This is a genomic window from Streptomyces sp. NPDC043896 (genome assembly GCF_056435605.1).
In genome coordinates, this window is record NZ_JBWKEE010000013.1 from 112,566 (window position 1) to 138,033 (window position 25,468).

Sequence of the window (25,468 nt, forward strand, 5' to 3'; positions counted from 1 at the left end):
CGGCGGCACTCCTCGGGGCGCCGCCGACCCCGCCCTACGCCGCCTGGAGCGCCAGGGTCGGGCTCAGGCGGGCGGCGCGGAGGGCGGGGTAGAGGCCCGCCAGGGTGCCGATGGCGAGGGTGGCCGCGAAGCCGCCCGTGACGGCCCACGGGGGGACCACCCAGGGGAGGTCGCCGGCCCGGGCGTAGACGCCCGTGGCGGCCGCGCCCAGGGCGATGCCCGCCAGGCCCCCGAGGCCGGACAGGAGCAGGGATTCGGTGACGAACTGGATCCGGATCTGCCCCTTCGTGGCGCCGAGCGAGCGGCGCAGGCCGATCTCGTGGCGGCGCTCCAGCACCGAGATGATCATGGTGTTGGCGACGCCGACCCCGCCCACCAGGAGGGCGATCCCGCCCAGACCGAGCAGGAGGGTGCTGAACGCGCCCTCCGTGGCCGCCTTCGCCTGGAGCGCGGCCGAGGGGTCGGTCACCGACACCGCGCTCGGGGTGCGGGGGTTGGCCGTCTGCGCGATCAGGGAGCGGACCGCGGCGACCCGGTCGTCCGCCGAGCGTTCGTAGACCGCCGTCGGGTGGCCGTCGAAGCCCAGCAGCCGTTCGGCCGCCTCCCAGCCGACCAGCGCCGAGCGTTCGATCTCCGGGGCCAGCGGGACCGGCGCCAGGATGCCGGTGACCGTGAAGTGGCGTCCGCCGATGAACACTTGCTGCCCCGGATCCGTGATGCCCAGCCGCCGGGCCGAGACGTGCCCGAGCACCACCGACGGGTAGCGGCCGGTGGCTCCGTTCAGCCAGCCGCCCCGGGCCACGGAGGCCCGCAGGGTGCCCAGCAGGTCGTCCTTGGCGGCCTTGAGCGCGATGCCGCCGGTCTCCTCCGGCGGGATGTTCTCCGACCGGCGGACGGACTCCCCGACGTCGCCCGTGGTTCCGACCGACTCGACCCCCTCGATGCGCGAGACCATGCCCGGGGCTTCCTTCGGCAGCTTCGTGTCCTGTCCCGAGAACATCGCGGGGGCCGGGGTGGCCACCAGCATGTTCGTGCCCAGCTTGTCGAGCTCCCGCAGGAGCTTGGCCTGGCTGGAGGAGGAGATCCCGACCACCGCGATCATCGTCGCGATGCCGATGGCGATCCCGAGGGCCGACAGGAACACCCGCACCGGCCGCGAGCGCAGCCCCGCCGACCCGGCGTGCAGGACGTCGCGCGGGGTGAGCCCGGGCGGCCTGAGCCGCGTACCGGCCCGTTTACCGTCCCGCCTGCCGGCCCGCGTCAGGTCCCGGATCCGGTTCCGGTTCGGGGCGCGGCGCCGGCCCCGCCCGCCGTCGTGCGGGACCTCGCGCCGCTGACCGTCGACGGTGACGCCACCCTCCTCGGGCACCTCGTCCGCAACCTCCTCGCCAACGCCGCGCGGCACAACCGCCCCGGCGGCCGGGTGCGCGTGGCGACCTCCGCCGACGGGGTGCTGACGGTGTCCAACACCGGTCCGGTGATCGCCCCCGACGACGTGCCGCGCCTGCTGGAGCCCTTCCGCCGCCGCGCGGAACGCCGCCACACCGCAGGTGAGGGCGCCGGTCTCGGCCTCTCCATCGTCGCCTCCATCGCCCGGGCCCACGGCGCGGAGCTGCTGGCCGAGGCGAACCCGGAGCCCGACGGCGGGCTGACCGTCCGCGTCCGCTTTCCCGCGCCGCACGGGTCGCGGGGGACCGGCGTTCGCGGGGAACGATGATCACCTGATGTACCTTCGGGGGGATGAGCAAGCACGCCCGAGCCCGCTCCCGCTTCGGCGCCGGCGGCCGTACGCAGTCCCGTACGGGCCCCCGCGCGGCCGACCGCCGGCGTTCCGGTTCCGCCGGCCGCCCGCCGAAGGCGCTGATCGCCGTGGCCGCCCTCGGCCTGCTGACCTTCGCCGCGGGCTGGGTGCACGCCCTGCACGAGCAGCCCGGCGCACCCGTCCCGGCGGCCCGTTCGGACGCCCGGCCCCAGGCCCAGAGCCCCACCCCGAGGCCGGGTCAGGCCCAGGGGGCGGGCGGGCCGCAGGCCCAGGGCGCCCCGGGCCACGCCACGCGCCGCACCCCGCGCGCCGACCCCCTCCAGGGGCTCCCGTCCTCCCTCAGCGCGGCGACCCGTGCCGGGATCCCGGCGAGCGCGCGCCAGCTGGTGCTGGTGACGGGGAAGGCGCAGGACTCCTCGGAGTCCACCGTCACCTTCTTCACCCGTCCCGCGGCGGGCGCCGACTGGAAGGCGGCCGGGCAGTGGCCGGCCCGCAACGGCGCCAAGGGCTGGTCCGCCGAGCGCGAGTACGGGGACCTGACGTCCCCGCAGGGCGTGTTCTCCCTCACCGACGCGGGCGGCCTGCTGCCGCCCCCGGCGGGCACGAAGCTCCCGTACGACCAGGACCAGGGGTTCGTCCCGTCGGGCCGGGGCGTGAACGGCGAGTCGCTGGACGGCTCCTTCGACTACGTCGTGGCGATCGACTACAACCGCCGCAAGGGGGCCTCCCCGCTCGACCCCGCCATGCCGGAGGGCGAGGACAAGGGCGGCAACATCTGGCTCCACGTGGACCACGACGGCCCCTCCCAGGGCTGCGTCGGCCTCCCCAGGCCGGCGATGGAGCACCTGCTCCGCACCCTGGACCCGGCGGCGAAGCCGGTCATCGCGATGGGCCCGGCGGGCTTCTGAGCACGCCGGCCCCCTCCGGGGGCCGCAGGACGAGCAGCCCGATGAGTGCCGCGGACCGCCCGGCGGACCCCGGCGCTACGGGGCGAGGTCGAGGATCCGGACCCGCTCACCGGCCCACCGCTTGGGCTCCGTGGTCGCGACCCGCGCGCCGGCCGGCCGGTCGGGGGTGGGCCGGGCGGCGTGGAGGCAATGGGCGGCGGCCCAGGTCTCCTGGCGTGCGACGGCCAGAGCGGCGGGCAGGTCCAGGTCGAGGACGGTCACGCCCGGCAGGGCCGCGAGGTGTTCGGCGGTACCGGGCCGGAGCCGGTCGGCCTCGACCAGGGCGCAGGAGGGGGCGTAGAGGAACCAGCCGGACTCGGCGTGGGCACGGTGGATGAGGCGCGAGACCAGGATGTTCCCCCGGCCGGCGGCGGTCATCGCCGTCTCGTCCAGCACGATGTGCATGGGCTCGGTCACGGATGCCCCTCCCCCCGCAGTCGGCGGTCCAGCTCGTCGTCCAGCTTCTCCTGCTCGGATGCCGTCGGTGCGTAGCCGTTCCAGTCGCGCAGCAGGACGCGGGCGCGTTCGGCGCGTTCGGCGCGTTCGGCTGGGGTGAGCAGGGTCTCGGCCAGGCGGGCCAGGTAGGCGCGGAGTGACAGGCCCTCGGCGGCCGCTATGGCGGCGAGTCTCTCCTTGGCCGCCTCGGGGATACGGATGTTCGCGTCGGGCATCATCGTGCTCCTTCCCGTGCCCGCAGGGTACGGGTGCGTACCCGTACCCGTACCCGCCTTCACCCGGTGCTCACCCGATCGGGCCCCTGGCCACCCCCTTGCCTGACGGACCGTCAGCTACGACGATGGCCCGGCACCGCACGACGAATCGGCATACGAAGGCGAGGCGGGCCCGGCATGGGACGCGTGTTTCCGGAAGGCCGGCTGGTGTACGGGATGCAGCTCCCCGTCCAGTCGCAGAGCACCATCTACGCCGAGCCCTGGGAGGCCTCGGCCGGCGCGGCCGACCTCGCCGAGGTGGCCCGCGCCGCCGACCGGGCCGGCTTCGGGTACGTGGCCACCTGTGACCACGTGGCGATCCCGCGCCGCCTCGCCGGCCCCATGGGCACCGTCTGGTACGACCCGGTGGCCACCCTGGCCTTCCTGGCCGGGATCACCGAGCGGGTGCGGCTGCTGAGCCACGTCGCGATCGTCGGGCTGCGCCACCCGCTGGTCACCGCCAAGCAGTACGCGACCCTCGACCACCTCTCCGGGGGCCGGCTGGTCCTCGGGGTCGGGGCCGGGCACGTGCGGGAGGAGTTCGAGGCGCTCGGCGTCGACTTCGAGCGGCGCGGGTCCGTCCTCGACGAGGGCCTGGACGCGCTGCGCGCGGCGCTGGGACCGGAGGAGTACCCGGAGTTCCAGGGGGAGCGGTTCTCCTTCCGGGACCTCGGGCAGCTGCCCCGGCCCGCGCAGGAGCGGATCCCGGTCTGGGTCGGCGGCTCCTCGCCCGCCGCCGTCCGCCGGGCCGCCGTGCGCGGCGACGGCTGGCTCCCGCAGGGGGACCCGCGCGAGCGGATCCCGGGGCAGGTGGCCCGGATCCGCGAGCTGCGGGAGGCGGCCGGGGTGGAGGGCCCGTTCGAGGTCGGCGCGATCACCGAGCCGCTGTACGTCGGCGAGCCCGGCTGGGACACCGGCCGGCGGACCCTGACCGGCAAGGCGGAGGCGCTCGCCGAGTCCCTGCGGGAGTACGCGGCGCTGGGCGTGGACCAGATCCAGGTCCGCTTCCGCAATCGCGACCGCGCCGAACTCGTCGACCAGATCACCGCTTTCGGGGCCGAGGTGGCCCCGCTCCTCAACGACTAGGAGTACGGCATGGGCAAGCTGGACGGGCGGGTCGTCGTCATCACCGGCGCGGCACGCGGCCAGGGCGAGCAGGAGGCCCGCCTCTTCGCCGCCGAGGGCGCGCGGGTGCTGCTGGGCGACGTACTGGACGAGCAGGGCGCGGCCGTCGCCGAGGAGATCGCGGCGGAGGCGGGCGCGGACCGGGTGCGGTACGTACGGCTGGACGTGAGCCGGGAGGAGGACTGGGCGGCCGCGATGGCCGCCGCGAAGGAGGCCTTCGGCCGGGTGGACGGGCTGGTCAACAACGCCGGCATCCTGCGCTTCAACGAGCTGGCCTCGACCCCGCTGGAGGAGTTCCGGCAGGTGGTCGAGGTCAACCAGATCGGCGCCTTCCTCGGCATCAAGGCCGCCGCCCCGGAGATCGCGGCGGCGGGCGGCGGAACCATCGTCAACACCTCCTCCTACACGGGTCTGACGGGCATGGCGTACGTGGGCGCGTACGCCGCGACGAAGGCGGCGATCCTCGGGCTGACGCGGGTGGCGGCGCTGGAGCTGGCCGCGCGGAACATCCGGGTCAACGCGATGTGCCCGGGCGCGGTGGACACCCCCATGGCCAACCCGGGGCTGCTCGACCCGGCGGGGATGACGGACGAGGCCCGGGACGCGATGGACGGGCTGTACAAGCGGGTGGTCCCGCTGGGGCGGGTCGGGCGGCCGGAGGAGATCGCGAAGCTGGCCCTGTTCCTGACCGGCGAGGACTCCTCGTACATCACCGGCCAGCCGTTCGTGGTGGACGGCGGCTGGATGGCGGGCGTCAGCATTCTCTGACGGTTCGTCAGACAAGGCGTTACGGCTCTCTTGACGGTCCCGCCCCGGCGGTGGAACAGTCGGACCCATCGAATCTGACGCAACGTCAGAAACCTAAGGACGGTGAACCCCTTGGAATTCGGGCTCTTCGTGCAGGGATACGTGCCCGAGGCGCGGTCCAAGGTCGACCCCGAGGCGGAGCACAAGGCGCTGCTCGAGGAGACCCAGTACGTCATCCAGGCCGACAAGTCCGGCTTCAAGTACGCCTGGGCCTCGGAGCACCACTTCCTGGAGGAGTACTCCCACCTCTCCGCCAACGAGGTCTTCCTCGGCTACCTCGCCGCCGCCACCGAACGCATCCACCTCGGCTCCGGCATCTTCAACCCGCTCGCCCCGGTCAACCATCCGGTGAAGGTGGCCGAGAAGGTCACCATGCTCGACCACCTCTCCAAGGGCCGCTTCGAGTTCGGCACCGGGCGCGGCGCCGGCAGCCACGAGATCCTCGGCTTCCTGCCCGGCATCACGGACATGAACCACACCAAGGAGATCTGGGAGGAGACCATCGCGGAATTCCCCAAGATGTTCCTCCAGGAGGAGTACGAGGGGTTCCAGGGCAAGCACTGGTCGCTGCCCCCGCGCAAGGTCTTCCCCAAGCCGTACGGCAAGGCCCACCCGGCCATGTGGTACGCCGCCGGCTCCCCCTCCTCGTACGCCATGGCGGCGAAGAAGGGCCTCGGGGTCCTCGGCTTCAGCGTCCAGAAGGTCTCCGACATGGAGTGGGTCCTGGAGCAGTACAAGACGGCCATCCAGGAGGCGAAGGCCATCGGCGCCTTCGTGAACGACAACGTGATGGTCACGTCGACCGCGATCTGTGCGGAGACGCACGAGAAGGCGGTGGAGATCGCGGTCAACGCGCACATGAACCGCTTCCAGTCGCTGGTCTTCCGCTACCACGACACCTTCCCGCGGCCGGAGGCGATCCCGCAGTGGCCCGAGACCCTGCCGGAGTACAACGCGGAGATCATCGAACTGCTCATCGCGGAGGAGCTGCTGATCTGCGGCGACCCGTCGGAGGTGCGGGCCCAGTGCAAGCGCTGGGAGCAGGCGGGGGCGGACCAGCTGTCCTTCGGACTGCCGACCGGTGTCTCGTACGAGGACACGATGACGACGATCAAGCTGATCGGCGAGCACGTCATCCCGCACATCGACACGGACCCGGTCCACCGCACGACCCGCTTCCGCCAAGCCGCCTCCTCTTCCTGACGAGCCGCTCGCGCGGTCCGGCGCCGGGACGCCTGACCGGCTTCGCGCCGCCGCGCCCGGGCGCCTCTCCGGCTTCGCGCCGCCGCGCCGGACTCCGTCCGGCGGGTGCGGGGCGGGGCCGGTGCGTGTGCCGGTGCCCGTGGCCGGTGCCGGGGGGCGTGTGCGGGTGGTGGGCCGCTGCGCGGAGCCGGCCCCTCCCCGCCCTTCCACCGTTCCCAGGGGCTCCGCCCCTGACCCCGGTACGGGCGCTCCGCGCCCGTCGCCTCACACGCCGGCCGGCGTTCGAGGCGCGTGGTCCGGGGCGCAGCACCAGCAGGGGTCCGGGCGCAGCCCGGGCCCTCCCAGCCGCGCCGGCGTCTGAGGCGAGAACGGGTGAAGGGCGGGGAGGGGACAGCCCCGCAGGGCCGACGCACCGCACCGCCGCGGCACCGCCCGGTACGGCACCGCCCGGCGCGGCACCGCCCGGCGCGGTGGGGGAACACCCCGGCAGGGGACGCACACGCCCGGCCAGGGCAACGGCAAGGACCACGGAACCACCCAGGAGGGGACCGCATGCTCGACCACCTCATCCGCGGAGCGACCGTCGTCGACGGCACCGGCGCCCCCGCGTACACCGCGGACATCGGCATCAAGGACGGCCGCATCGCCCTCGTCGCGGAGCCCGGCACCACGGCGGAAGCCCGTACGGCCGAGGACGCCGCCGGCCTCGTCCTCACCCCCGGGTTCATCGACCCGCACACCCACTACGACGCCCAGCTCTTCTGGGACCCCTACGCCACCCCCTCCATGAACCACGGCGTCACCACCGTCGCCGGCGGCAACTGCGGCTTCACCCTGGCCCCCCTCAACCCGGCCCGCCCCGAGGACGCCGACTACACGCGGCGCATGATGAGCAAGGTCGAGGGCATGGCCCTCGCCGCCCTCGAAGAAGGCGTCGACTGGACCTGGTCCACCTTCGGCGAGTACCTCGACGCCCTCGAAGGCCGCATCGCCGTCAACGCCGGGTTCATGGTCGGCCACTGCGCCCTGCGCCGCCACGTCATGGGCGAGGACGCCGTCGGAGGACAGCCCACCCCCGCGCAGCTGGACCGGATGCTGACGCTCCTCCACGAGGCCATGGACGCCGGTGCCTGGGGGCTGTCCACCACCCAGTCCTCGACCCACTCCGACGGCGACGGCGCCCCCGTCGCCTCCCGGCACGCCGGCCCCGCCGAACTCCTCGCGCTCTCCCGCGCCGTCGGCGAACACGAGGGCACCCAGCTCGAAGCCATCGTCGCCGGCTGCCTCGACCAGTTCAGCGACGAGGAGATCGACCTCTTCGTCGACATGAGCGCCGCCGCCGGCCGGCCCCTCAACTGGAACGTCCTCACCATCGACGCCGCCGTCCCCGAACGCGTCCCGCGCCAGCTGGTCCCCAGCGAGCGCGCCCGCAGGGCCGGGGGCCGGATCGTGGCGCTGACCATGCCGATCCTCACCCCCATGAACATGTCCCTCGGCACGTTCTGCGCCCTCAACCTCATCCCCGGCTGGGGCGAGGTCCTCGCACTCCCCGTCCCCGAGCGCATCGCGAAGCTCAGCGACCCGGACGTCCGCGCCGAGATGCTGCGCCGCGCCGACAGCAGGGAGGCCGGCGTCTTCCGGCGCCTCGCCCACTTCGGCCGGTACGTCATCGGCGACACGTACAGCAAGGAGAACGAGGGCCTCTCCGGCCGCGTCGTGAACGACATCGCCGCCGAGCGCGGCCAGGACGCCTTCCAGTGCCTCGTCGAGATCTGCGCCAACGACGACCTGCGCACCGTCCTGTGGCCCATGCCCACCGACAACGACCCGGCCTCCTGGGCCCTGCGCGCCGAGACCTGGCAGCACGAGGACGTCATGCTCGGCGGCTCCGACGCCGGTGCGCACCTGGACCGGATGTGCGGGGCCCCGTACACGACCCGGTTCCTCGGCGACTGCCTGCGCGGCCGCAGGCTCGTGCCGCTGGAGCAGGCGGTACGGATGCTCACCGACGACCCGGCCCGCCTGTTCGGGCTGCGCGAACGCGGCCGGATCGCCGAGGGCTACCACGCGGACCTGGTCCTCTTCGACCCCGAGCGGATCGACGCGGGCCCGGCGACCCTCGTCCACGACCTGCCCGGCGACAGCCCGCGGCTGGACGCGCGGGCGATCGGCGTGGTCTCCGTACGCGTCAACGGCGTCGAGACCATCCGCGACGACGAGGTGACGGGCGCGGTCCCGGGGATCGTGCTCCGATCCGGCCGCGACACGAGGACGGTGAGCACCCGATGAGCGGGGGCACGCAGCGGCTCTACATCGGCGGCGAGTGGGTCGAGCCCGACGGCGGCCACTACGAGGTGGTCAACCCGGCCGACGAGTCCGTGGTGGGCCTGGCCCCCGAGGCCTCCCGCGCCCAGGTCGAGGAGGCGGCCCGCGCCGCCGCCGAGGCCTTCGGCACGTGGTCCCGTACGGCCCCCGAGGAGCGCGCCGCGATCCTCGACCGGGCCGCGGACGTGATGGAGCGCGAGTTCGAACCGTGGGCGGCGCTCGCGCGGGCCGAGACGGGCGCCCCGACGGGCATCGCGCGCGGGATGCAGGTCGGTGTGGGCGTGTCCCGCTTCCGGCGGTACGCGAAGGGCGCCCTGGAGCCGGTGGAGAAGGGGCTCCCGCCGCAGATCACCGAGGCCGGCCCGATGGGGAAGGCGTCCGTCCTGGGTGCGCTGGAGGTGCGCCAGCCGGTCGGCGTGGTCACCTGCGTCACCTCGTACAACAACCCGTGGGCGAATCCGGCAGGCAAGGTCGCCCCCGCCCTGGCCATGGGGAACACGGTGGTGGTCAAGCCGGCCCCGCAGGACCCGCTGTCGGTGTTCCGGATGGCCGAGGCGCTGCACGAGGCGGGGGTCCCGGCGGGTGTGGTGAACGTCGTCTCGGGCGCCTCGGTGGAGGTCGGCGAGGCGGCGGTGGACTCCCCGTACGTGGACATGGTCTCCTTCACCGGCTCCACGGGCGTCGGGCAGCGCATCGCCGAGGTGTGCGGGCGCTCCATGAAGCGGCAGCTGATGGAGCTGGGCGGCAAGGGCGCGGCGGTCGTCTTCGAGGACGCCGACCTGGACGCGGCGGTGAGGGGGATCGGCACCACCTTCTCCTTCTACAGCGGCCAGATCTGCACCGCGCCCACCCGGGTGATCGTCCACCGGTCGGTGTACGGGCCGCTGGTGGAGAAGCTGCGCGGCTATCTGGCGTTCATGAAGGTCGGTGACCCGGGCGAGCGGGGCACGGTGGTCGGCCCGGTGATCTCGGCGGCGCACCGCGACCGGGTGGAGTCGTACGTTGAGCTGGGCCGCAAGGAGGGCGCGCGGATCGCGTACGGCGGCGAACGCCCGGTCGTCGGCGGCGGCCGCGGCTTCTACGTGGCGCCGACCCTGCTGGTGGACTGCACGAACGACATGCGGGTGGTGCGGGAGGAGATCTTCGGGCCGGTGGTGGTCGTGGTCCCCTTCGACGGGGACGAGGAGGAGGCCGTCCGGCTGGCGAACGACAGCGACTTCGGGCTGATCAGCTACGTGTGGTCCGGGGACGTCGCCCGTGCCTTCCGGGTGGCGCGCCGGCTGCGCTCGGGCGGGGTCGGGGTCAACACGATCGGCCGCAACATGGAGGCCCCGTTCGGCGGTTTCAAACGGTCGGGTGTCGGCCGGGACGTGGGCTCGTACGCGCTGCACGCGTACAGCGAGGTGCAGTCGCTGGTCTGGACGACGTGACGGAGGGCCCCGGGGGTGTTCCGCCCCCGGGGCCCCTCTCCTACTCCTGCCGTCGTTTCCGTTGTGTCCGCTGTTCCCGCGGCGGCACGGCGTAGCCGAGGGACTCGGCCAGTTCGCGGTTCCCGCCGGCCACGACGGCGTACGTCTTCGGATCGGTGGTCTCCAGGAGCGCCACCGCCGCCGCGGCCCGGACCTCGGGCGGGCGGCCGTCGTCGGGCAGCCGCCAGGCGAACATCAGGACCGGGGTCGCCGTCCCCCGCCGGCTGCGGTGCGGTGGCCGGGGCGGGCCGGTGGCCGAAGTCCACGATCACGCTGTCCGGGTCCTGCCAGTCCGTGCCGGCCCGGATCCAGTCGAGGTCCCAGCGGGTCCGCAGCTCCGGCCGTTCCCGCAGGGCCGCGGTGATCCGCCGGGCGGTGCGCCGGGCCGGCCAGGACCAGGACTCGTCGTCCCGGGCGCGCCGGAGCTCGGCCTCGTACGCGGCGGCGTCGAAGCGCAGCTCCGGCGGGGGCGGGCCGGCCGCCCCGCGCCAGCCGTCCCAGACGACCTCGTCCCCGTCGCGGCGGACGGTCACGTGGAGGGCGCCGCAGCACCCCTCGGTGCAGCCTGCCTCGGCGAGCTGCACCTCGCGCGGCTCGGGCCCGGCGAGCAGGACGTCGTTGTCGAGGAGGCTCTCGGGAGGGTGGGCGGGGCCGTTGGTGAACAGGGCCGGGACCAGGGGTCTCCCGTCGACGAGGATCCGCGTCTCGACGCAGGGGGATCCGGGGTCGTCGTCCACGGCCACCTCGATGCGCAGGGGCGCGGGCGGGGTGGGGCCCCGGAAGGGGCGGGGGCGGTTGCGCCGGAGCCAGGCGGCCCGGCGGGGGTCCTCGTCCCCGGCGGGTGCGGTGCCCAGGAGCCGGTCGAGGCGGGCGAGCAGCGCCTCCCGTTCCCCGGCCGGCCAGTCGAGCAGCGCTCCCACGCCGCTGTGCAGGTCGAAGGCGAGGTTCAGGAGGAGGACCTGGTGGCCGAGGGTCCGGGCGGGGAGGCCCGCGCGGGCGATCACCATCCGGTACGTCTCCACCGCCGGGCCGTAGTCGGGCAGGTCGGCCCGGGCGTGGCGGTCGCCGCACATGGCGTGCAGCAGCCGTCCGGCGGCGGTGACCAGTGCGGTGTCGTCGGGGCGTGCGCGCAGGAGCTCGTCGAGACGGGTGGCTTCGGCGATGCGCCGGCCGATCCAGAGGGCCGCGGCGGGGCCGTCCGGGGAGCCGAGGAGGGCGACGAGGGCGTCCCGTACCGCGTCGGTGCCGGTGTCACCGGATGCGTGGGCCGAGAGCGCCTCGACGAACGGGTCCAGCTCCAGGCCGTGTCTGCGGTGGCCCAGCAGCAGCAGGGCGGCCGCCTGCCGGTCGAGGGGGTCGAGGGCGGCCGCGGCCGCCCTGCCCAGTCCGCGCAGCCGGCCGAGGGCCTTGAGGCAGGGCACGTCCTCGGGTTCCCCGAGGCGGATCAGGAGGGCCACGCCGACGCCGACGGCGGCGGGGCTGGTTCCGGTCCGGGTCAGCCGGCGGGCGGTGAGGCGTGCCGCGGCCTCGTCGGCCAGCGGGAGCCGGGTGACCACCGCGCGGACGGTGCTGTCCGGCATGAGGAGTCCGCCGACGGCGTGGTGGACGGCCTCGGCGGCCCGGACGGGGTCCGGGTCGGCCAGCGGCCCGGCGAGGGCGGCGGTGACTTCCTCCTGCGCCCGGTTCCAGTCGAGGCGGGGGCGGGAGGGGGGTGGGGCCGGCGGGGATCGGGTAGCCGCGGCGCGGGAAGGCGCCGACGGGTTCGATGCCCTGGCGGAACAGGGCGTAGTCGTACAGGGAGGTGCCGGGAGTGAGCGGCGTCCGCTCGTCGCGGGCGCTCACCGGGCGGGGTGGGACTCGATTCCGTAGGTCATGCGGGCAGCCTGCCAGGGGTGGTCACGGGCCGTCCAGCGGTTTTCACGGGGCGCAGTCGTTTGCCGGTCCTGGGTGGGTTCCGGAGGGCCCGAAAATTGGCACGGGAAAGTTTTGAAACGGACATTTGGGGTACTCCTGCGGTTTCCGCATTCCGGAACCTCGGTCTCGACGCCTCGCGAACCGTGGATGGGTGCGTCGGTGAACCTTGTATTACCAGTTCGTGAATGGTTCCGATCTTCGTAATCCAAGGAATTTAGCCCTGTGAATTACCGGACTTAAGTCTTCCGGATCAGGAAACCGCAGCATCTACCGTCCTGACCCATGACACAGCTGGACGCGCGGCCTCAGGTCGGAGACACGGTAAGCGGCGTCGCCGAGGGCGACGCCGGAAGCGGGACCGACGTCCGGGGCAAGGGCCTCGGCAAGGGCTCCGTGGGCCTGCTGGGCAGCGCCGTCATCGGCATCTCCACCGTCGCCCCCGTCTACTGCCTGACCTCCACCCTCGGCTCCACCGCCGGCGAGGTGGGGGTCCAGATGCCGGCGGTCTTCCTCGCCGGGTTCCTCCCCATGCTCCTGGTGGCCTTCGCCTACCGCGAGCTCAACAAGGCCATGCCGGACTGCGGCACCTCCTTCACCTGGACCGTCAAGGCCTTCGGCCCGCGGATCGGCTGGATGTGCGGCTGGGGCCTGGTGATCGCCACGATCATCGTGCTCTCCAACCTCGCCGGCGTCGCCACCTCCTACTTCTGGCTGCTGGCAGGAGAGATCACCGGCAGCGACTCGGTCGCCGCCCTCGACGAGAACAAGCTCGTCCACATCGCCACCTGCCTGACGCTCATCGCCGTCGCCACCGCCATCAGCTACCGCGGCATGACCGCCACCAAGGGCGTCCAGTACGCCCTCGTCGGCCTCCAGCTCGTCGTCCTCGCGATCTTCGTCGCCATGGCCTTCCAGAAGGCCTCCGCCGGCACCTTCGACACCGGCCTGGACTTCTCCTGGCAGTGGATGAACCCCTTCGCGGTCGAGTCCATGGCGGCCTTCACCGCCGGACTCTCGCTCTCGATCTTCATGTACTGGGGCTGGGACGCCTGCCTGGCCACCAACGAGGAGACCACCGGCTCCGCCAAGACCCCCGGCCGCGCCTCGCTCATCGCGATGGTCGTCCTCGTCGGCTCCTACCTGGCCACCGGCATCGCCGCCCAGATGGCCGTCGGCTCCGGCGGCGAGGGACTCGGCCTCGGCAACGAGGAGACCTCCGGCAACGTCTTCGCCGCCCTCGCCGGCCCCGTGATGGGCCCGGTCCTCGGCATCCTGCTCTTCGTCGCCGTACTCGCCTCCGCCGCCGCCTCGCTGCAGACCACCTTCATCCCGGTCGCGCGCACCGTGCTGGCCATGTCCACGTACGAAGCCCTGCCGCCCGCCTACGCCAAGGTCCACCCGAAGTTCAAGACCCCGGGCCGCGCCACCGTCATGGCGGGCGTCGCCACCGGCGCCTTCTACACCGTCATGACCCTGGTCAGCGAGAACGTCCTCACCGACACGATCTTCGCGCTCGGCCTGATGATCTGCTTCTACTACTCGCTGACCGCGTTCGCCTGCGCCTGGTACTTCCGCGCCGACCTGCGCCGCTCCGCCCGCGACCTGTTCTTCAAGGGCGTCTTCCCGGTCCTGGGCGGCCTGCTGCTCGCCGCGGTCTTCTTCAAGACCCTGGCCGACGCGTGGGACCCCTCCTACGGCTCCGGATCCGACGTCCTCGGCATCGGCAGCGTCTTCGTCATCGGCGTCGGACTGCTCGCCCTCGGCCTGGTCGTCATGTTCGTCACCGGACGCCGCAGCCCCGCCTTCTTCCGCGGCGAGGTCCTGACGAAGTCCACCCCGGCGCTGGTGGTCGAGGACTGACCGGCTGACGCCGGGGCGGCCCGGGCCCCGTACCGGGTCTCCGGCCCGGGTCTCCGCTTCCCGGGTCTCCCGCCCCGCGTCCTCCGTCCCGCCGTGTCATGGCCCGCGGCCCCGGACCGATCCCCCGGTCCGGGGCCGTCGGCGTGCCCGGGCCCGGGTCATCCGATGCGCGGAACGGGCCGGACGGGCGGTGACCCGGGGTGCCGGGGGTCGTTGGGCGGGGCATGAAGGCACTGAAGCGCACCCTGTCCGCCCTCGCCCTCACCGGCGGAGCCGCACTCGCACTCACCCCCCTCACCGCCCACGCGGCCGACGGAGGCGAAGGCGCCACCCTCGCCGGGCAGCCCCCGGTCAAGCGCGTCGTCGACATCGTCGACCACCCCGGCCAGGCCGTGAAGGACACCAAGACCGCCGTCGCCATCACCGGCGCCGCCGTCGGCAGCGCCACCAACTCCACCAACAGCTCCCTCGCCGGCGCCGGCGGCGCCCTCGACTCCGGAGTGCCGGACGCGCCGAAGGTGAAGTGACGGCTCAGCCGGCCCCGACCGCCGGAGTGACCAGCACCAGCGGGATCTCCCGGGCGGCCGCCGCGCGGTAGGCCGCGTACGAGGGCATCGCGGCCACCACCACCGGCCACAGCCGCTCCGCCTCCGCCGGGCTCGCGCGACGGGCGAGCGCCGGGAAGGACCCCGCGCCGACCTGGAGGGTGACGGCCGGATCGGCGGTCAGGTTCAGGTACCAGGCCGGATGGCGGTCCCCGCCCGCGTTCGAGGCCGTCAGGACATAGGCGTCCCCGTCCCGTACGTACGCCAGCGCCGTCCGGCGCAGCAGGCCCGACCGGCGGCCCCGGGTGGTCAGCAGCAGGTCCGACACCCCGGGGCGCGGCCGGCCGGCGGTCTCCTCGAAGCGGCGGATATGCTCCGCCACCCAGGGGGCCGGGCTGTCGGTCACCGGCTCGGCGCTCACGCGGCCTCCGTCCCGGCGACGCCCGCGTGGACGCCGTGCAGGGTCGGTGCCGTGATCTCGTCGAGGACGGCCGCGGCGACCACGGCGCGGCCGACGCGGCCGGCGGCGCCGAAGACGATGAGGCGGGAGTCGTTCGTGTTGCTGGTCGTCATGCCGGTGAGCGTAGGGAAGGGGCTGGTTACCGATCGGATACCGGCCTACGGTGGCGATCATGACGCAGCCGCAGCCGCAGCCGCCCCTGGACCCCGAGATGTTCGACCCCGTCTGCCCCTCGACGCTGGCGCCGTTCCGCGTCGGCGACAAGTGGGCCGCGCTGATCCTGCGCTGCCTGGAGGGCGGTCCACGCCGCTTCTCGGAGCTCAAGGTCCCGCTGCGGGGGATCACCGCCAAGTCCCTGACGCAGTCCCTGCGCGGGCTGGAGCGCGACGGCTTCGTCGTACGGGCGGAGCCGGGCGGCTACGCCCTCACCCCGCTCGGCCGCGGCCTGCTGGGGCCGTTGGACGCGGCGTGCGAGTGGACGCGGGAGCACTGGGACGAGCTGATCGACGCCCGGGAAGCGGGCATGGCGGCCGCCCGGGCGTCGCAGGCCGGGCCGGCTCAGCCCCAGGTGCGGGAGCAGAGCACGAGCCGGTAGCCGTCGGGGTCGGCGACCGTGACGCCGAACTCGTCCCAGTACGGGTTGTGCGAGGGCACCCGGGTCCCGCCGCAGTCGACGAGGCGGCGTACGAACTCCTCGTCGGGGGTCTGCCCGAGGTAGACGACGAACAGGTCGTCGACGGTGGGGGAGGGCTCGACCGGGTTGTCGGGGTCGAGGGTCAGCTCGAAGTGCCAGCCGCCGTCGGCCGGACCGACCATCAGCAGGTCGTGCTCCCCGGGCCCGTCCTTCCGGCTCCGCCACAGGACGTCGAGGCCGAGCCCGTCGACGTAGAACCGCTCGACGGCCGCCAGGTCGCGGGAGGGACGGGCGACGCGGATGTGGGTCTGTGAGTTGATCATGGGGGGAGCGTACGTGTGTACGGTGCGGGCGGGCCATGTCCGCCTCGCCCCGGTCCCCGCGCACTCGGCCCGCTCGGCATGCTCGGCATACTCGGCAGGGTGATCATCCCCGAGAGCATCCGTACCGACCGGCTCGACCTGCTGCCCCTGAGGGTGGAGCACGCCGAGGAAATGGCCGTCGTGCTGGCCGATCCCGCCCTGCACGCCTTCACCGGCGGTGCCCCCGAGTCCGTCGCGGAGCTGCGCGCGCGGTACGTGCGCTGGGCCGCCGGATCGCCTGATCCGGCCGTCTCCTGGTGCAACTGGGTGGTGCGGCTGCGGGAGACCGGCTGCCTGGCAGGCACCGTCCAGGCGACGGTCGGCGACGGCACCGCCGAGGTGTCCTGGGTGGTGGGGACCCCCTGGCAGGGCCGGGGGATCGCGAGCGAGGCGGCCGCAGGACTCGTCGCCTGGCTGCGCGAGGACCGGGCGCGGACGGTGGTCGCGCACGTCCACCCCGGCCACCGGGCGTCGGCCGCCGTCGCCGCCGCGGCCGGCCTGGCCCCCACCGACCGGTACCAGGACGGCGAGGTCCGGTGGGAGCTGCGGGACTAGGAGCGTGTCCTGGTAACGGGTGAGCGGGGTGTCCGGGAACGGAAGCTGTGGCCGAGCTCGGGGCCGAGTCCGTGGTAGTGGCGGAAGTTGTAGATCAGCGGGCTCCACCTGGCCGGGTCGACGTGCTGAGAGCCGGGGACGACGATGCGCGGATCGGCGTGGACCTTGAGCACCTGGGCTTCGACGATGAGGAACACGCCGGAGACGTCGGGCTGGACCCGGGCGGCACGGGCCTCCAGTTGCAGGGGGCATTCGGCGACCCGGGGCGGCCGGACCAGCGCGGAGGGCTCAGGCCGCAGCCCGGCGGCCGCGAACTTGTCCCGCTCGGATCGGAAGGCGCCCTGCTTGTCCACGGGCACGGGGGTGCGCCCGGTGAGCGGCGCGAGCTGTTCCACCGCCGGCCACTGGGTCGGCGCGGGCAGGTTGATCACGAGCTCGGGCCGGCTGCGGAGGTTGTGCGCGGTCTGCCCCTCGACCCCCACACCCAGGACGACCACCTGGCCCAGTGCCCAGGCCGAGGAGATCGGCGCGAGATTGAAGGAGCCGTCCTCGTTCTCCGTGGAGAGCAGCACGACGGGTGTTCCGAAGTACAGGATGCTCGGTGTGATGGTCACATGGTCCGCCAAGGTGTCGGCGGGCGCGCTGTCCGGCGTCAGGGTGTTCACGGGACCCGACGGTAGGGCGGAGAAGCTTCGGCGCGCGCCGAAGGATCCCCGGTGGATGATGGACGGTGATGAACAACCGTGACGCCCATGCCGAAGGCCCGGACCTGGCCGCCCTGGCCGGTCTCCTGGCCGACAACACCCGCGCAGGGTTCTGCCTCGCGCTGCTGGACGGCCGGGCCTGGACCGCGACCGAGTTGGCCCGCCATGCCGGGGTGGCCGCCTCGACCGCGACTGAGCACTTGAACCTCCTTGTCGCCGGAGGATTGCTGGCACAGGAGCGTCAGGGCCGTCATCGCTACGTTCGCCTGGCCGATCCCGCCACGGCGGAACTGGTCGAGAACCTTGCCTCGATGGCGCCTCTACGAGCCACCCCGCCCCACTCACTGCCGGCTGTCAACCGCAGCCGGGCGCTGGCCCGCGCCCGCACTTGCTACGACCACCTCGCCGGCGCCCTCGGGGTCGCGATCACCACGGCCATGACCGATCGGGGACTACTCGACTGGGAGCGTGGACTGACGCTCACCGGCAACGGGACCGCCTGGCTGGACGAGCTCGGCATCACCCTTCCGCCCGACAAGCGACGTCCGCCTGTCCGCTCATGCCTGGACTGGACGGAACGCCGCCCCCACCTGGCCGGCACCGTCGGTGCCGCCGTGTGCCGGCATGCCTTCGACTCCGACTGGATCACTCGGATCGGCACCGGCCGCGCCGTCGTTCTCACCGACACCGGCCGGCGCGCCCTCCGGGACCACCTCGGCCCGTCCGACGACTGGTCCGTTACCGACCCACCCCCCTAGGCCTCGGCCCCGCCCCGCTCGGCCGCGCTGCGTTCCACGCAGAACTCGTTGCCTTCCGGGTCGGCCATGGTCACCCAGCCCGTGCCGTCGGGCTTGCGGTGGTCGCCGGCGATGGTGGCGCCGAGTGCGACGAGGCGTTCCACCTCCTCGTCCCGGGTGCGGTCCTGCGGCTGGAGGTCCAGGTGCACCCGGTTCTTCACCGTCTTGCCCTCGGGCACGCGGATGAACAGCAGCCCGGCACCGTCGGTTTCGACGAGCACCTCGGGGTCGCCGGGGAAGTCGTCTTCGCCGAGCTTGCCGTCGAGTGCGGCGATCCAGAACCGGGCCAGGTCGTAGGGGTCGGAGCAGTCGATGGTCACGTGTCGTACGAGAGAAGCCATGGCCGCACTATCGATCACGGCCCGGCCGGTGTCCACGACGCCCGCCCGGAGAAGTCACCTGCGCCAGAAGAGGTGGTGGACCACTCCGCTCGCGCTGGGGACGACCTCCAGGCGGAACCGGTCGAGCAGCTCGTCCGGGGACTTCCACAGCCGTGAACCGGAGCCGAGCTCGACGTGGGGCGAGACCGCCACGTGCAGGGTGTCGACGAGTCCGGCGTCGAGGAACTCCCGGATGGTGGCGGCTCCCCCGCCGAGGCGTACGTCCTTGCCCCGCGCCGCCTCCTTCGCCCGCGCGAGGACCGTGGCCGGGTCGGCGGAGACGAAGTGGAACGTCGTGTCGGAGAGGGTGAAGGAGGGCCGTTCGTGGTGGGTCATCACGAACACCGGGGTGTGGAACGGCGGCTCCTCGCCCCACCAGCCCTGCCAGTCGTGGTCCTGCCAGGGGCCGCGCTGGGGGCCGAACTTGTTGCGGCCCATGATCTCGGCACCGATGTTGTTCGCGAAGTCCCGGGTGAAGTAGTCGTCGAGGCCGCGGCTGCCGCCGGGGTCGGTGCGGTTGGGCCAGTTGGCGGTGGCGCCGGCCCAGGCGAACATCGTCCCCGGGTCGGCGTGCCCGAAGGGCCGTTCCAGGCTCTGGCCGTCACCGGCGCCGAAGCCGTCCCGCGAGACGTTGAAGTTCTGCACTCTCAGCAGCTGCTGCACCACGGTTTCCTCCTCCGCTGTCGTCCTACGACGATGGAGACTGCCCCCGGCCGGGAGACTCATCGCCCGCCGGCCGGGCCGTTCGCCCTTACGGCATCGGTCCGGGCTTCGTGTGGAGGACCTCGCGGGCCTGGTCGGCCGCGCGGATGATGCTTTCGGAGACGAAGTCGACGAACCGGCCGATGTTCTCCAGGCGGGTGGCGGCCGGGGTGTTGCGGCCGAGGACGCCGACGCCCTTGCGCGCGGTCTCGGCGAGCAGGGCCGTGGACCGGGCGCTGGCCATCATCGACTCGTACCAGACGTCGTCGTCGACGATGTAGCGCTCGCGGCGGCGTTCGTCGCGTTCCCGGCGGATGAGGCCCTGGCCTTCGAGCAGGGCGACCGCCTTCGAGACGGAGCCCGGGCTGACCTGGAGGCGCTGGACGAGTTCGGACGCGGTGAGGGTGCCGGTGTCGGCGGTGTAGAGGCAGACCAGCACGCGGGCGGTCATCTTGGGCAGGCCCGACTGCATGAGGACGGTCGTGAACATCTCCTCGTACGCGCGCACCGCCTCCGGGTCGCGGCCGTGGACCTGGGGGGCCGTCTGCGGGCCGCGGGGCGCGGTGGCCGGCTTGCGGCGGTGGGTGCGGTGTTCGGTGGCGCGCTGTGCGAGGTCGGCGCGGTAGCCGGCGGGTCCGCCGTTGCGCATCACCTCGCGCGTGATCGTCGAGGTGGGGCGGTCGAGCCGCCTGGCGATCTCGGCGTAGGCGAGGCCGTCGGCCACTCCCAGCGCGATCTGCTGGCGTTCCTGCGGGGTGAGCCTGCCTCCCGGCATCGCGGTCTCCTTCGTGCGTCCCGTTGTTCGCTGTGGCCCCAGCGTAGCGTTCAGATTCAATCCGTTGCAACGTTTTCGTAGCTGGCGTTGCGTTAGATTCAGGCGCGGTGCAACGATATCCAGTGTCTGACCTGCATGTATGGCGATTGTGCGCAACGAATGCGTTGCCCAACTCTTGAACGCGACGTAGCGTTCAGGTCATCGGAAACAGCGAGCAACGAACCCGAAGGAACGAAACGATGCCGAACTTCGCCACCCCCGCCGCGATCGCCGCCGTCCTCGACGTCCCCGCCGGCACCCTCCGCTTCATCGCCGCCGACCGCGCCGACACCACGGTCGAGGTCCTCCCCGCCGACGCCGGCAAGAGCCGCGACGTGAAGGCCGCCGAGCGCACCACCGTCGACCTCCGGAACGGTGTCCTGCGGATCCTGACCCCCTCCAAGAACGAGGCCCTCGGCGCCTCCGGCTCCGTCGCGGTCACCGTCCACCTGCCCGCCGGCTCGCACATCGAGGCCAAGACCGCCAGCGCCGACTTCCGTGCCACCGGCCGCCTCGGCGACGTCACCCTCGACAGCGCCCACGGCACCGTCAGCCTCGACGAGACCGCCGGCGTCCGCCTCGCCCTCGCCGCCGGCGACGTCACCATCGGCCGCCTGGCCGGCTCCGCCGACATCCGCCTCCAGAAGGGCGACCTGACCATCGCCGAGGCCACCGGCGGCGTCCTCACCCTGGCCACCGAGCACGGTGACATCTCCGTCACCGCCGCCCGCGGCACCGCCGCCTCCCTCGACGCCGGCACCTCCTACGGCCGCATCGGCAACGCCCTCCGGAACACCGGTGACGGCGCCTCCCTCACCATCCACGCCACCACCTCCTACGGCGACATCAACGCCCGCACCGCCTGACCACCCGCCCACCCCGCCGCCCCGCACGCACACCGACCCGAAGGAGCACACCCCATGTCCGTCACGCCGAACACCGACCGCCCGGAACTGCGGAAGGCCATCGAGGAGATCGCCGCGTCCGACGCCTGGGCCGGGGTGCTCGTCCGCGTCAACGACCGGCACGGCGAGTGGGCCGGCGCCGCCGGCGTGCGCGAGCTCGGCCAGGACGCCGCCCCGCAGGCCGACGGCCACTTCCGGATCGGCAGCAACACCAAGACCTTCACCGCCACCCTCGTCCTCCAGCTGGTCGCCGAAGGCAGGATCGCCCTGGACGCCCCCGCCGACGACCACCTCCCCGAGTACGGCCTCGACCGCCGCATCACCGTCCGGATGCTGCTCCAGCACACCAGCGGCCTCTTCAACTTCACCGGCGAGTACTACGACGACGGCACCATCGCCCCGGGCATCGACTGGCAGGGACAGGAATGGGTGGACAAGCTCCTCCACACCTACACGCCCGACGAACTCGTCCGCTTCGCCCTGGCCAGGCCGGCCCGCTTCGAGCCGGGAACGGACTGGAGCTACGCCAACACCAACTACGTCCTCCTGCGCCTCCTCGTCGAGAAGGTCGCCGGCCGCCCCTTCGCCGAGGAAATGCGGGCCCGCCTCCTGACCCCACTGGGCCTGACCGGCACCTTCCTCCCGGAGTCCTCGCCGGAGATCCCCGAGCCGCACGCCCACGGCTACTACACCTACCAGGACGGCGAGGAGTGGAAGACCGCCGACGTCACCCGCGCCAACCCCTCCTGGATCTCCGCGGCCGGCGACATGATCTCCACGACCGGGGACCTGCACACCTTCTTCTCCGCCCTGATGGGCGGCGAGCTCCTGCCCTCCGAACTCCTCGCCGAGATGCGCAGCCCGCACAGCAAGTTCGCCTACGGCCTCGGCCTGATCGTCCAGGAGACCGAACACGGCACGCTGTACACGCACAACGGCGGCTTCTGGGGCTGGGGCGCCCTGATGTACAGCTCGGCGGACGGCAGGACGACCCTCACCGCCTCGCTCACCGCCAGTGACGCGCAGCTCGACCTGATGCAGACGGCCGAGGCCTTCACGAAGACCCAGAACGCGCTGATCGACGCGGTGTTCGGCGCCTGAGCCCCCGTAAAAGCAGGTGCGGCGGCCCGTCGGGGCCGCCTAGCTTGATGTGGATGAGCAGCGACTATCCATTCGCGGACGGGTACAACCTCGTCTGGGATCTGACCGGATTCGGAACGGACGAAGAGATAGTCGAGTCCGTCTCCCTCTCCCGGGACCAGTTCCTGAAGATCAGGCACCTCTTCGCGCTGGGCGACGACCCCTGGATGGTGTGCGGCGAGTACCGCGTGGCACCGGGGATCTGGGCGCACGTACGCAGCGCCGTGCCGGGTGTCCGGTTCCAGCGCGACTCCGACTACTTCCTCGGCGCCCGCCAGGCCCTGCCTGACGGGCGCTTCTGGCGTCCGGCCCCGGGCGTGGCGGCGCCGGGCCCGATCCCGCCGCCCTAGCGGGTGACCCCGCCGAGGAACGCGGTCCAGGTGGCGGGGCTGACCGCCAGTTCCGGGCTCGCGGTGAGCTTCGAGTCCCGGACGTGGACGGTGTCGGCGCAGGCGGCGACCTCGACGCAGTCGTCGCCCTGGCTGCTGCTGTAGGTGGACTTGTGCCAGGAGAGGGCGACCTCGACGCAGTTGTCCCCCTGGCTGCTGCTGTAGCTGCTCTTGAACCACCGGAGCTGGGAGCTGTTCACAGGAGTCCTCGCAATCGCATCAACAGGCCCGTGCTGTCCGCAGGGTTGAGGGCCTGGATGCGAAGCTTCGCATACTGCTGGTGGAAGTCGCTTACCGCTTTCGGGTCGGAGATGACCTGGCCCGCCTTCTGGCCTTCGGTGTACCCCCACCACTGGTGTTCCTCGGATTCGAGGAGTCGGAAGGGGCCATCGGTGCCGGCGTGCTCCGGGCTGACCGTCGGCATGAGCTGGATGTCCACATTGGGCAGTTGGGCGCAGTTCAGCAAGTGGTCGATGAGCCTGCGCGTCACCTCCGGGCCGCCCGTCTGCCGCTCGATGACCGTCTGCTCGATGATGAAGCTGAAGGTCGTGTACGGCGTACGCGTCAGCACCTTCTGTCGGTTCATGCGCAGGGTGATCCGGTCTTCGGCGTCCTGGGCCGTGGGCCTGGGCGGGACGTTCTCGATCTGCGCCCGCGCGTAGGCCTCGGTCTGCAACAGCCCCGGAATCGACCTGCACTCGTACGTGTTGAGGGCGACCGCCGTCTCTTCCAGCTCCGCCCACCGCCTGAACCACGAGGCCAGCCCGCGCCTCCGCGTCATCTGTTTCGCCGCGATCTGGATGACCCCGAAGGTGTTCAGCACCTCCTCCGCCTTGTTCACGAACTTCGCAGACGGATGTCGGCGGCCCTGCTCCACGGACGCCACGTACTGCACCGAGTAGCCGACCCGCGGCCCGAACTGTTCCTGGGTCAGAGCGGCGCGTTTGCGGGACGCCTTGAGCATGTCCCCGAAGTTCTTCAGGTCGGGATCGGGTTCCACCTGCTTGTCACCGTCGCCGCCCTCGCCAGCCGTCATCACGGTCACCTCCCGATTACTCATGCTCACGGTCGGTGACTGCGCTTGTCCAGTCACTGGACTACTACAGTTCAACAGTAGTAGTCCCGTTGCTGGGAACTCCCCAGCCCACGCGGGACGTTCTAGCCATGACGGCACCCTCCGGCCACCCCCAGGCCTTCGTACGCGTGTTCACTCAGCGTTTCAGCTGCACCCCCCGCGGCGCCCGCCTCGCCCGGCAGCTGGCCCTCGTATCGCTGCACGACTGGGGTGTCCCGGAAGGGACGCGGCTCTCCGACGACGCCGGGCTCCTCGTCGCCGAGCTCGCCTCCAACGCCGTCAGCCACGGCCGCGTCATCGGGCGGGACTTCGAGCTGCGCATGACCCTGCTGGACGGCGACCCCCACGGCGGCGTGCTGCGCCTGGAGGTGTCCGACCCCCGCCGGGACCGCCGGCCCGCCGTGCAGCCGCCGGCGTACCAGGCCGAGTCGGGGTACGGGCTGCGCATCGTGGAAGGCCTCGCGACGGACTGGGGCGTCATGGACCGGGTCATCGGCAAGACCGTCTGGGCGGAGCTGGCCCGGTAGAGCCCCTGTCACAGGGGGCGGCTACCTTGCACAGGCAACAGGACACGAAGAAGGAGCCGCCGTGGTCGTCGAGGTGGGGTACGCGCAGGCGTGGGACCCGGAGGCGTGCGCGCCCTGGCGGCCGCTGTCCGCCGGGGAGGCCCGCGAGCGGGACGCGGCCGGGTTGCCGTACGTGGTGGTGTACCGGACGGCGGGCCGGGAGGCGCCGCTTGAGGTCCGGCTCGTCTCCTGGCGGGACCACTACGTCGGGGTGTGGGTGTACGACGCCCAGGGCCGCCGCACCCACGACCTGGACATGCGGCTGCTGGACGACCCGGGGCGGCTGCTGCGCCGGTACTCGGTCGCCTGGAACTACACCGGCCCGGAGATGGCGGAATTCGACCGGGAGTGCCCGCGCGTCACCGTCGACCTCTTCCCCGACGGGCGGGGGCGGCGGACGGAGGAGAGCCGCGGTGAGGGCGGGGGTTCGTACGTGACCTCGCCCCGGCTCCGGGAGGACGAGCGCTGGATGGACCGGCCCGCCTTCGGGGAGTGGCCGCTGCTGTCGGCGCAGGTGCACGGGTTCGCGGAGCCGCCGGTGTTCGAGGTGGTCGAGCCGGCGGGTGAGGGCGGCCACGGTGACGCCCCCGCCGGGTGCTGGCGGCCCCCGCGGCCCGCGCAGCCCGGGCCGATCGGTGAGCTGTTCCGGCCCGGGGTGCGGGTCACCGACGGGTACCACCCCGAGCAGACCGTCGTGGAGCCGCAACGCGTCGGCACCCTGCGGGTGCCCAGCGGGCTGCTGGCCGTCTCCGGTCCCGACGCCGGCCACGAGGGCCCGGCGATCACCGTTCCCGTACCGCCGGGGGAGTACGTACTCGACGAGGCGCGGGTCCGGTTCCGATACCACTGCGAGTGGCGGAACCAAGAGGTGACGTCCACGGCCGCCACGGCCGTCCGGCTGCTCGTCAGCGAGACCCCCGCCGCGTCCTGGGAGATGGCCCTCGGCGCGGACGACGACCTCCGGATCTTCATCGAGAGGCAGATAGCGGGCTTCGTCACCGACGGCGCCACGGGCTGCTTCGCCGACGCCGGCGCCTTCGAGGCGCTCATCGGGCTCTTCGAGCGCGGGCTGATCAAGGGAGAGCCCGACCTCGACGGGTTCGAGGACCTCGGCGACGGTTCCATGTTCATGCAGCGCACGTGGGACACGGCCACCGGCGGTGAGCTGATGGCCTTCGCGACGTGCGGGGACGGTACCTACCCCGTGTGGGTGGGGCGCTCCGGGGCCGGTGACGTGGTGGCGGTCGTGGTGCTGGTCGAGGGGATGCCCGAGATCCTCCCGGAGCGGGACGGGGACGCCGCCGGTGTCTGAGGGGAT

General features: G+C 72.8%; 29 protein-coding genes. 17 read left to right on the plus strand and 12 right to left on the minus strand.

Features of this window, described 5'->3' with window-relative positions:
• Positions 1-34 precede the first annotated feature (34 nt).
• Complete coding sequence (locus tag AC069X_RS20380; RefSeq protein WP_478730097.1) at positions 35-1,264, minus strand: ABC transporter permease; 1,230 nt, start codon at positions 1,262-1,264, stop codon at positions 35-37.
• A 51-nt stretch (positions 1,265-1,315) separates the two neighbouring features.
• Between AC069X_RS20380 and AC069X_RS20385 the strand changes: the two genes are divergently transcribed.
• A complete protein-coding gene (locus AC069X_RS20385) occupies positions 1,316-1,717 on the plus strand; it encodes a sensor histidine kinase (RefSeq protein ID WP_478730004.1) in 402 nt (133 codons plus the stop codon).
• A gap of 23 nt (positions 1,718-1,740) precedes the next feature.
• A complete protein-coding gene (locus AC069X_RS20390; RefSeq protein ID WP_478730005.1) occupies positions 1,741-2,670 on the plus strand; it encodes a L,D-transpeptidase family protein in 930 nt (309 codons plus the stop codon).
• A gap of 75 nt (positions 2,671-2,745) precedes the next feature.
• Here AC069X_RS20390 and AC069X_RS20395 read toward each other — a convergent pair whose 3' ends face one another.
• Positions 2,746-3,114 (minus strand): PIN domain-containing protein, encoded by a 369-nt coding sequence (locus AC069X_RS20395; RefSeq protein ID WP_478730098.1) that lies wholly within the window; start codon positions 3,112-3,114, stop codon positions 2,746-2,748.
• Between the two features lie 8 nt (positions 3,115-3,122).
• Entirely contained in the window at positions 3,123-3,380 is a 258-nt protein-coding gene (locus tag AC069X_RS20400; RefSeq protein ID WP_478730006.1) for a hypothetical protein, read from the minus strand.
• A gap of 177 nt (positions 3,381-3,557) precedes the next feature.
• Between AC069X_RS20400 and AC069X_RS20405 the strand changes: the two genes are divergently transcribed.
• From AC069X_RS20405 to AC069X_RS20435, 7 genes are all read left to right on the plus strand, one after another.
• Positions 3,558-4,505, plus strand: coding sequence for an LLM class F420-dependent oxidoreductase (locus AC069X_RS20405; protein ID WP_478730007.1), 948 nt, complete (start codon positions 3,558-3,560; stop codon positions 4,503-4,505).
• Positions 4,506-4,514: 9 nt separating this feature from the next.
• Positions 4,515-5,312 carry an SDR family NAD(P)-dependent oxidoreductase gene (locus tag AC069X_RS20410; protein ID WP_478730008.1) on the plus strand — a complete coding sequence of 266 codons (798 nt, stop codon included), beginning with the start codon at positions 4,515-4,517 and terminating at the stop codon, positions 5,310-5,312.
• A gap of 111 nt (positions 5,313-5,423) precedes the next feature.
• Complete coding sequence (locus AC069X_RS20415; protein WP_478730099.1) at positions 5,424-6,554, plus strand: LLM class flavin-dependent oxidoreductase; 1,131 nt, start codon at positions 5,424-5,426, stop codon at positions 6,552-6,554.
• Between the two features lie 552 nt (positions 6,555-7,106).
• Complete coding sequence (locus AC069X_RS20420) at positions 7,107-8,843, plus strand: N-acyl-D-amino-acid deacylase family protein (protein ID WP_478730009.1); 1,737 nt, start codon at positions 7,107-7,109, stop codon at positions 8,841-8,843.
• Positions 8,840-10,309, plus strand: a complete 1,470-nt coding sequence (locus AC069X_RS20425; protein ID WP_478730010.1) for an aldehyde dehydrogenase family protein — start codon at positions 8,840-8,842, stop codon at positions 10,307-10,309. Before AC069X_RS20420 ends, AC069X_RS20425 begins: the two co-directional genes overlap by 4 nt.
• 2,235 nt (positions 10,310-12,544) lie before the next feature.
• The gene (locus AC069X_RS20430; protein WP_478730011.1) at positions 12,545-14,122 is read left to right on the plus strand and encodes an APC family permease; all 1,578 of its coding nucleotides are present in this window, start codon (positions 12,545-12,547) and stop codon (positions 14,120-14,122) included.
• 224 nt (positions 14,123-14,346) lie between these two features.
• Positions 14,347-14,649, plus strand: coding sequence for a hypothetical protein (locus tag AC069X_RS20435; RefSeq protein WP_478730012.1), 303 nt, complete (start codon positions 14,347-14,349; stop codon positions 14,647-14,649).
• A 4-nt stretch (positions 14,650-14,653) separates the two neighbouring features.
• On the opposite strand, the gene AC069X_RS20440 is transcribed toward AC069X_RS20435, so the two are convergent.
• Together AC069X_RS20440 and AC069X_RS20445 are read right to left on the minus strand one after the other, a co-directional pair.
• A complete protein-coding gene (locus AC069X_RS20440) occupies positions 14,654-15,088 on the minus strand; it encodes a nitroreductase/quinone reductase family protein (protein ID WP_478730013.1) in 435 nt (144 codons plus the stop codon).
• Positions 15,085-15,240, minus strand: coding sequence for a hypothetical protein (locus tag AC069X_RS20445; protein WP_478730014.1), 156 nt, complete (start codon positions 15,238-15,240; stop codon positions 15,085-15,087). The genes AC069X_RS20440 and AC069X_RS20445 overlap by 4 nt, the downstream gene beginning before the upstream one ends.
• 59 nt (positions 15,241-15,299) lie before the next feature.
• Between AC069X_RS20445 and AC069X_RS20450 the strand changes: the two genes are divergently transcribed.
• A complete protein-coding gene (locus AC069X_RS20450; protein ID WP_478730015.1) occupies positions 15,300-15,722 on the plus strand; it encodes a winged helix-turn-helix transcriptional regulator in 423 nt (140 codons plus the stop codon).
• Here the strand turns inward: AC069X_RS20450 and AC069X_RS20455 are convergent.
• Positions 15,686-16,084, minus strand: coding sequence for a VOC family protein (locus AC069X_RS20455; protein ID WP_478730016.1), 399 nt, complete (start codon positions 16,082-16,084; stop codon positions 15,686-15,688). The two genes, AC069X_RS20450 and AC069X_RS20455, sit on opposite strands and share 37 nt — an antisense overlap.
• A 78-nt stretch (positions 16,085-16,162) precedes the next feature.
• Between AC069X_RS20455 and AC069X_RS20460 the strand changes: the two genes are divergently transcribed.
• Positions 16,163-16,678, plus strand: a complete 516-nt coding sequence (locus tag AC069X_RS20460) for a GNAT family N-acetyltransferase (protein ID WP_478730017.1) — start codon at positions 16,163-16,165, stop codon at positions 16,676-16,678.
• Here AC069X_RS20460 and AC069X_RS20465 read toward each other — a convergent pair.
• Complete coding sequence (locus tag AC069X_RS20465; RefSeq protein WP_478730018.1) at positions 16,675-17,343, minus strand: flavin reductase family protein; 669 nt, start codon at positions 17,341-17,343, stop codon at positions 16,675-16,677. The genes AC069X_RS20460 and AC069X_RS20465 overlap by 4 nt on opposite strands.
• Before the next feature lie 68 nt (positions 17,344-17,411).
• Here AC069X_RS20465 and AC069X_RS20470 point away from each other — a divergent pair, with 68 nt between their 5' ends.
• Positions 17,412-18,140: an ArsR/SmtB family transcription factor gene (locus AC069X_RS20470; protein WP_478730019.1), complete on the plus strand. Its 729-nt coding sequence runs from the start codon at positions 17,412-17,414 to the stop codon at positions 18,138-18,140.
• Here AC069X_RS20470 and AC069X_RS20475 read toward each other — a convergent pair.
• The 3 genes from AC069X_RS20475 to AC069X_RS20485 form a co-directional block, all read right to left on the minus strand.
• Complete coding sequence (locus AC069X_RS20475; protein ID WP_478730020.1) at positions 18,137-18,520, minus strand: VOC family protein; 384 nt, start codon at positions 18,518-18,520, stop codon at positions 18,137-18,139. The genes AC069X_RS20470 and AC069X_RS20475 overlap by 4 nt on opposite strands.
• 54 nt (positions 18,521-18,574) lie before the next feature.
• The gene (locus AC069X_RS20480; RefSeq protein WP_478730100.1) at positions 18,575-19,222 is read right to left on the minus strand and encodes a dihydrofolate reductase family protein; all 648 of its coding nucleotides are present in this window, start codon (positions 19,220-19,222) and stop codon (positions 18,575-18,577) included.
• Between the two features lie 88 nt (positions 19,223-19,310).
• Complete coding sequence (locus AC069X_RS20485; protein WP_478730021.1) at positions 19,311-20,036, minus strand: helix-turn-helix domain-containing protein; 726 nt, start codon at positions 20,034-20,036, stop codon at positions 19,311-19,313.
• 239 nt (positions 20,037-20,275) lie between these two features.
• On the opposite strand from AC069X_RS20485, the gene AC069X_RS20490 reads away from it, so the two are divergent.
• The 3 genes from AC069X_RS20490 to AC069X_RS20500 are packed head-to-tail and all read left to right on the plus strand — an operon-like array spanning position 20,276 to position 22,470.
• Positions 20,276-20,941, plus strand: a complete 666-nt coding sequence (locus AC069X_RS20490; RefSeq protein WP_478730022.1) for a DUF4097 family beta strand repeat-containing protein — start codon at positions 20,276-20,278, stop codon at positions 20,939-20,941.
• A 54-nt stretch (positions 20,942-20,995) separates the two neighbouring features.
• Positions 20,996-22,081: a serine hydrolase domain-containing protein gene (locus tag AC069X_RS20495; protein WP_478730023.1), complete on the plus strand. Its 1,086-nt coding sequence runs from the start codon at positions 20,996-20,998 to the stop codon at positions 22,079-22,081.
• Between the two features lie 53 nt (positions 22,082-22,134).
• On the plus strand, positions 22,135-22,470 hold the full coding sequence (locus tag AC069X_RS20500; protein ID WP_478730024.1) for a hypothetical protein: 336 nt from the start codon (positions 22,135-22,137) through the stop codon (positions 22,468-22,470).
• Here the strand turns inward: AC069X_RS20500 and AC069X_RS20505 are convergent.
• The gene (locus AC069X_RS20505; protein WP_478730025.1) at positions 22,467-22,709 is read right to left on the minus strand and encodes a DUF397 domain-containing protein; all 243 of its coding nucleotides are present in this window, start codon (positions 22,707-22,709) and stop codon (positions 22,467-22,469) included. The two genes, AC069X_RS20500 and AC069X_RS20505, sit on opposite strands and share 4 nt — an antisense overlap.
• Positions 22,706-23,545, minus strand: coding sequence for a helix-turn-helix domain-containing protein (locus tag AC069X_RS20510; RefSeq protein WP_478730026.1), 840 nt, complete (start codon positions 23,543-23,545; stop codon positions 22,706-22,708). Before AC069X_RS20510 ends, AC069X_RS20505 begins: the two co-directional genes overlap by 4 nt.
• Before the next feature lie 128 nt (positions 23,546-23,673).
• On the opposite strand from AC069X_RS20510, the gene AC069X_RS20515 reads away from it, so the two are divergent.
• Both AC069X_RS20515 and AC069X_RS20520 read left to right on the plus strand, forming a co-directional pair.
• Positions 23,674-24,111, plus strand: coding sequence for an ATP-binding protein (locus AC069X_RS20515; RefSeq protein ID WP_478730027.1), 438 nt, complete (start codon positions 23,674-23,676; stop codon positions 24,109-24,111).
• A gap of 61 nt (positions 24,112-24,172) precedes the next feature.
• Complete coding sequence (locus AC069X_RS20520; RefSeq protein ID WP_478730028.1) at positions 24,173-25,462, plus strand: DUF4241 domain-containing protein; 1,290 nt, start codon at positions 24,173-24,175, stop codon at positions 25,460-25,462.
• The last annotated feature ends 6 nt before the right edge of the window (positions 25,463-25,468 follow it).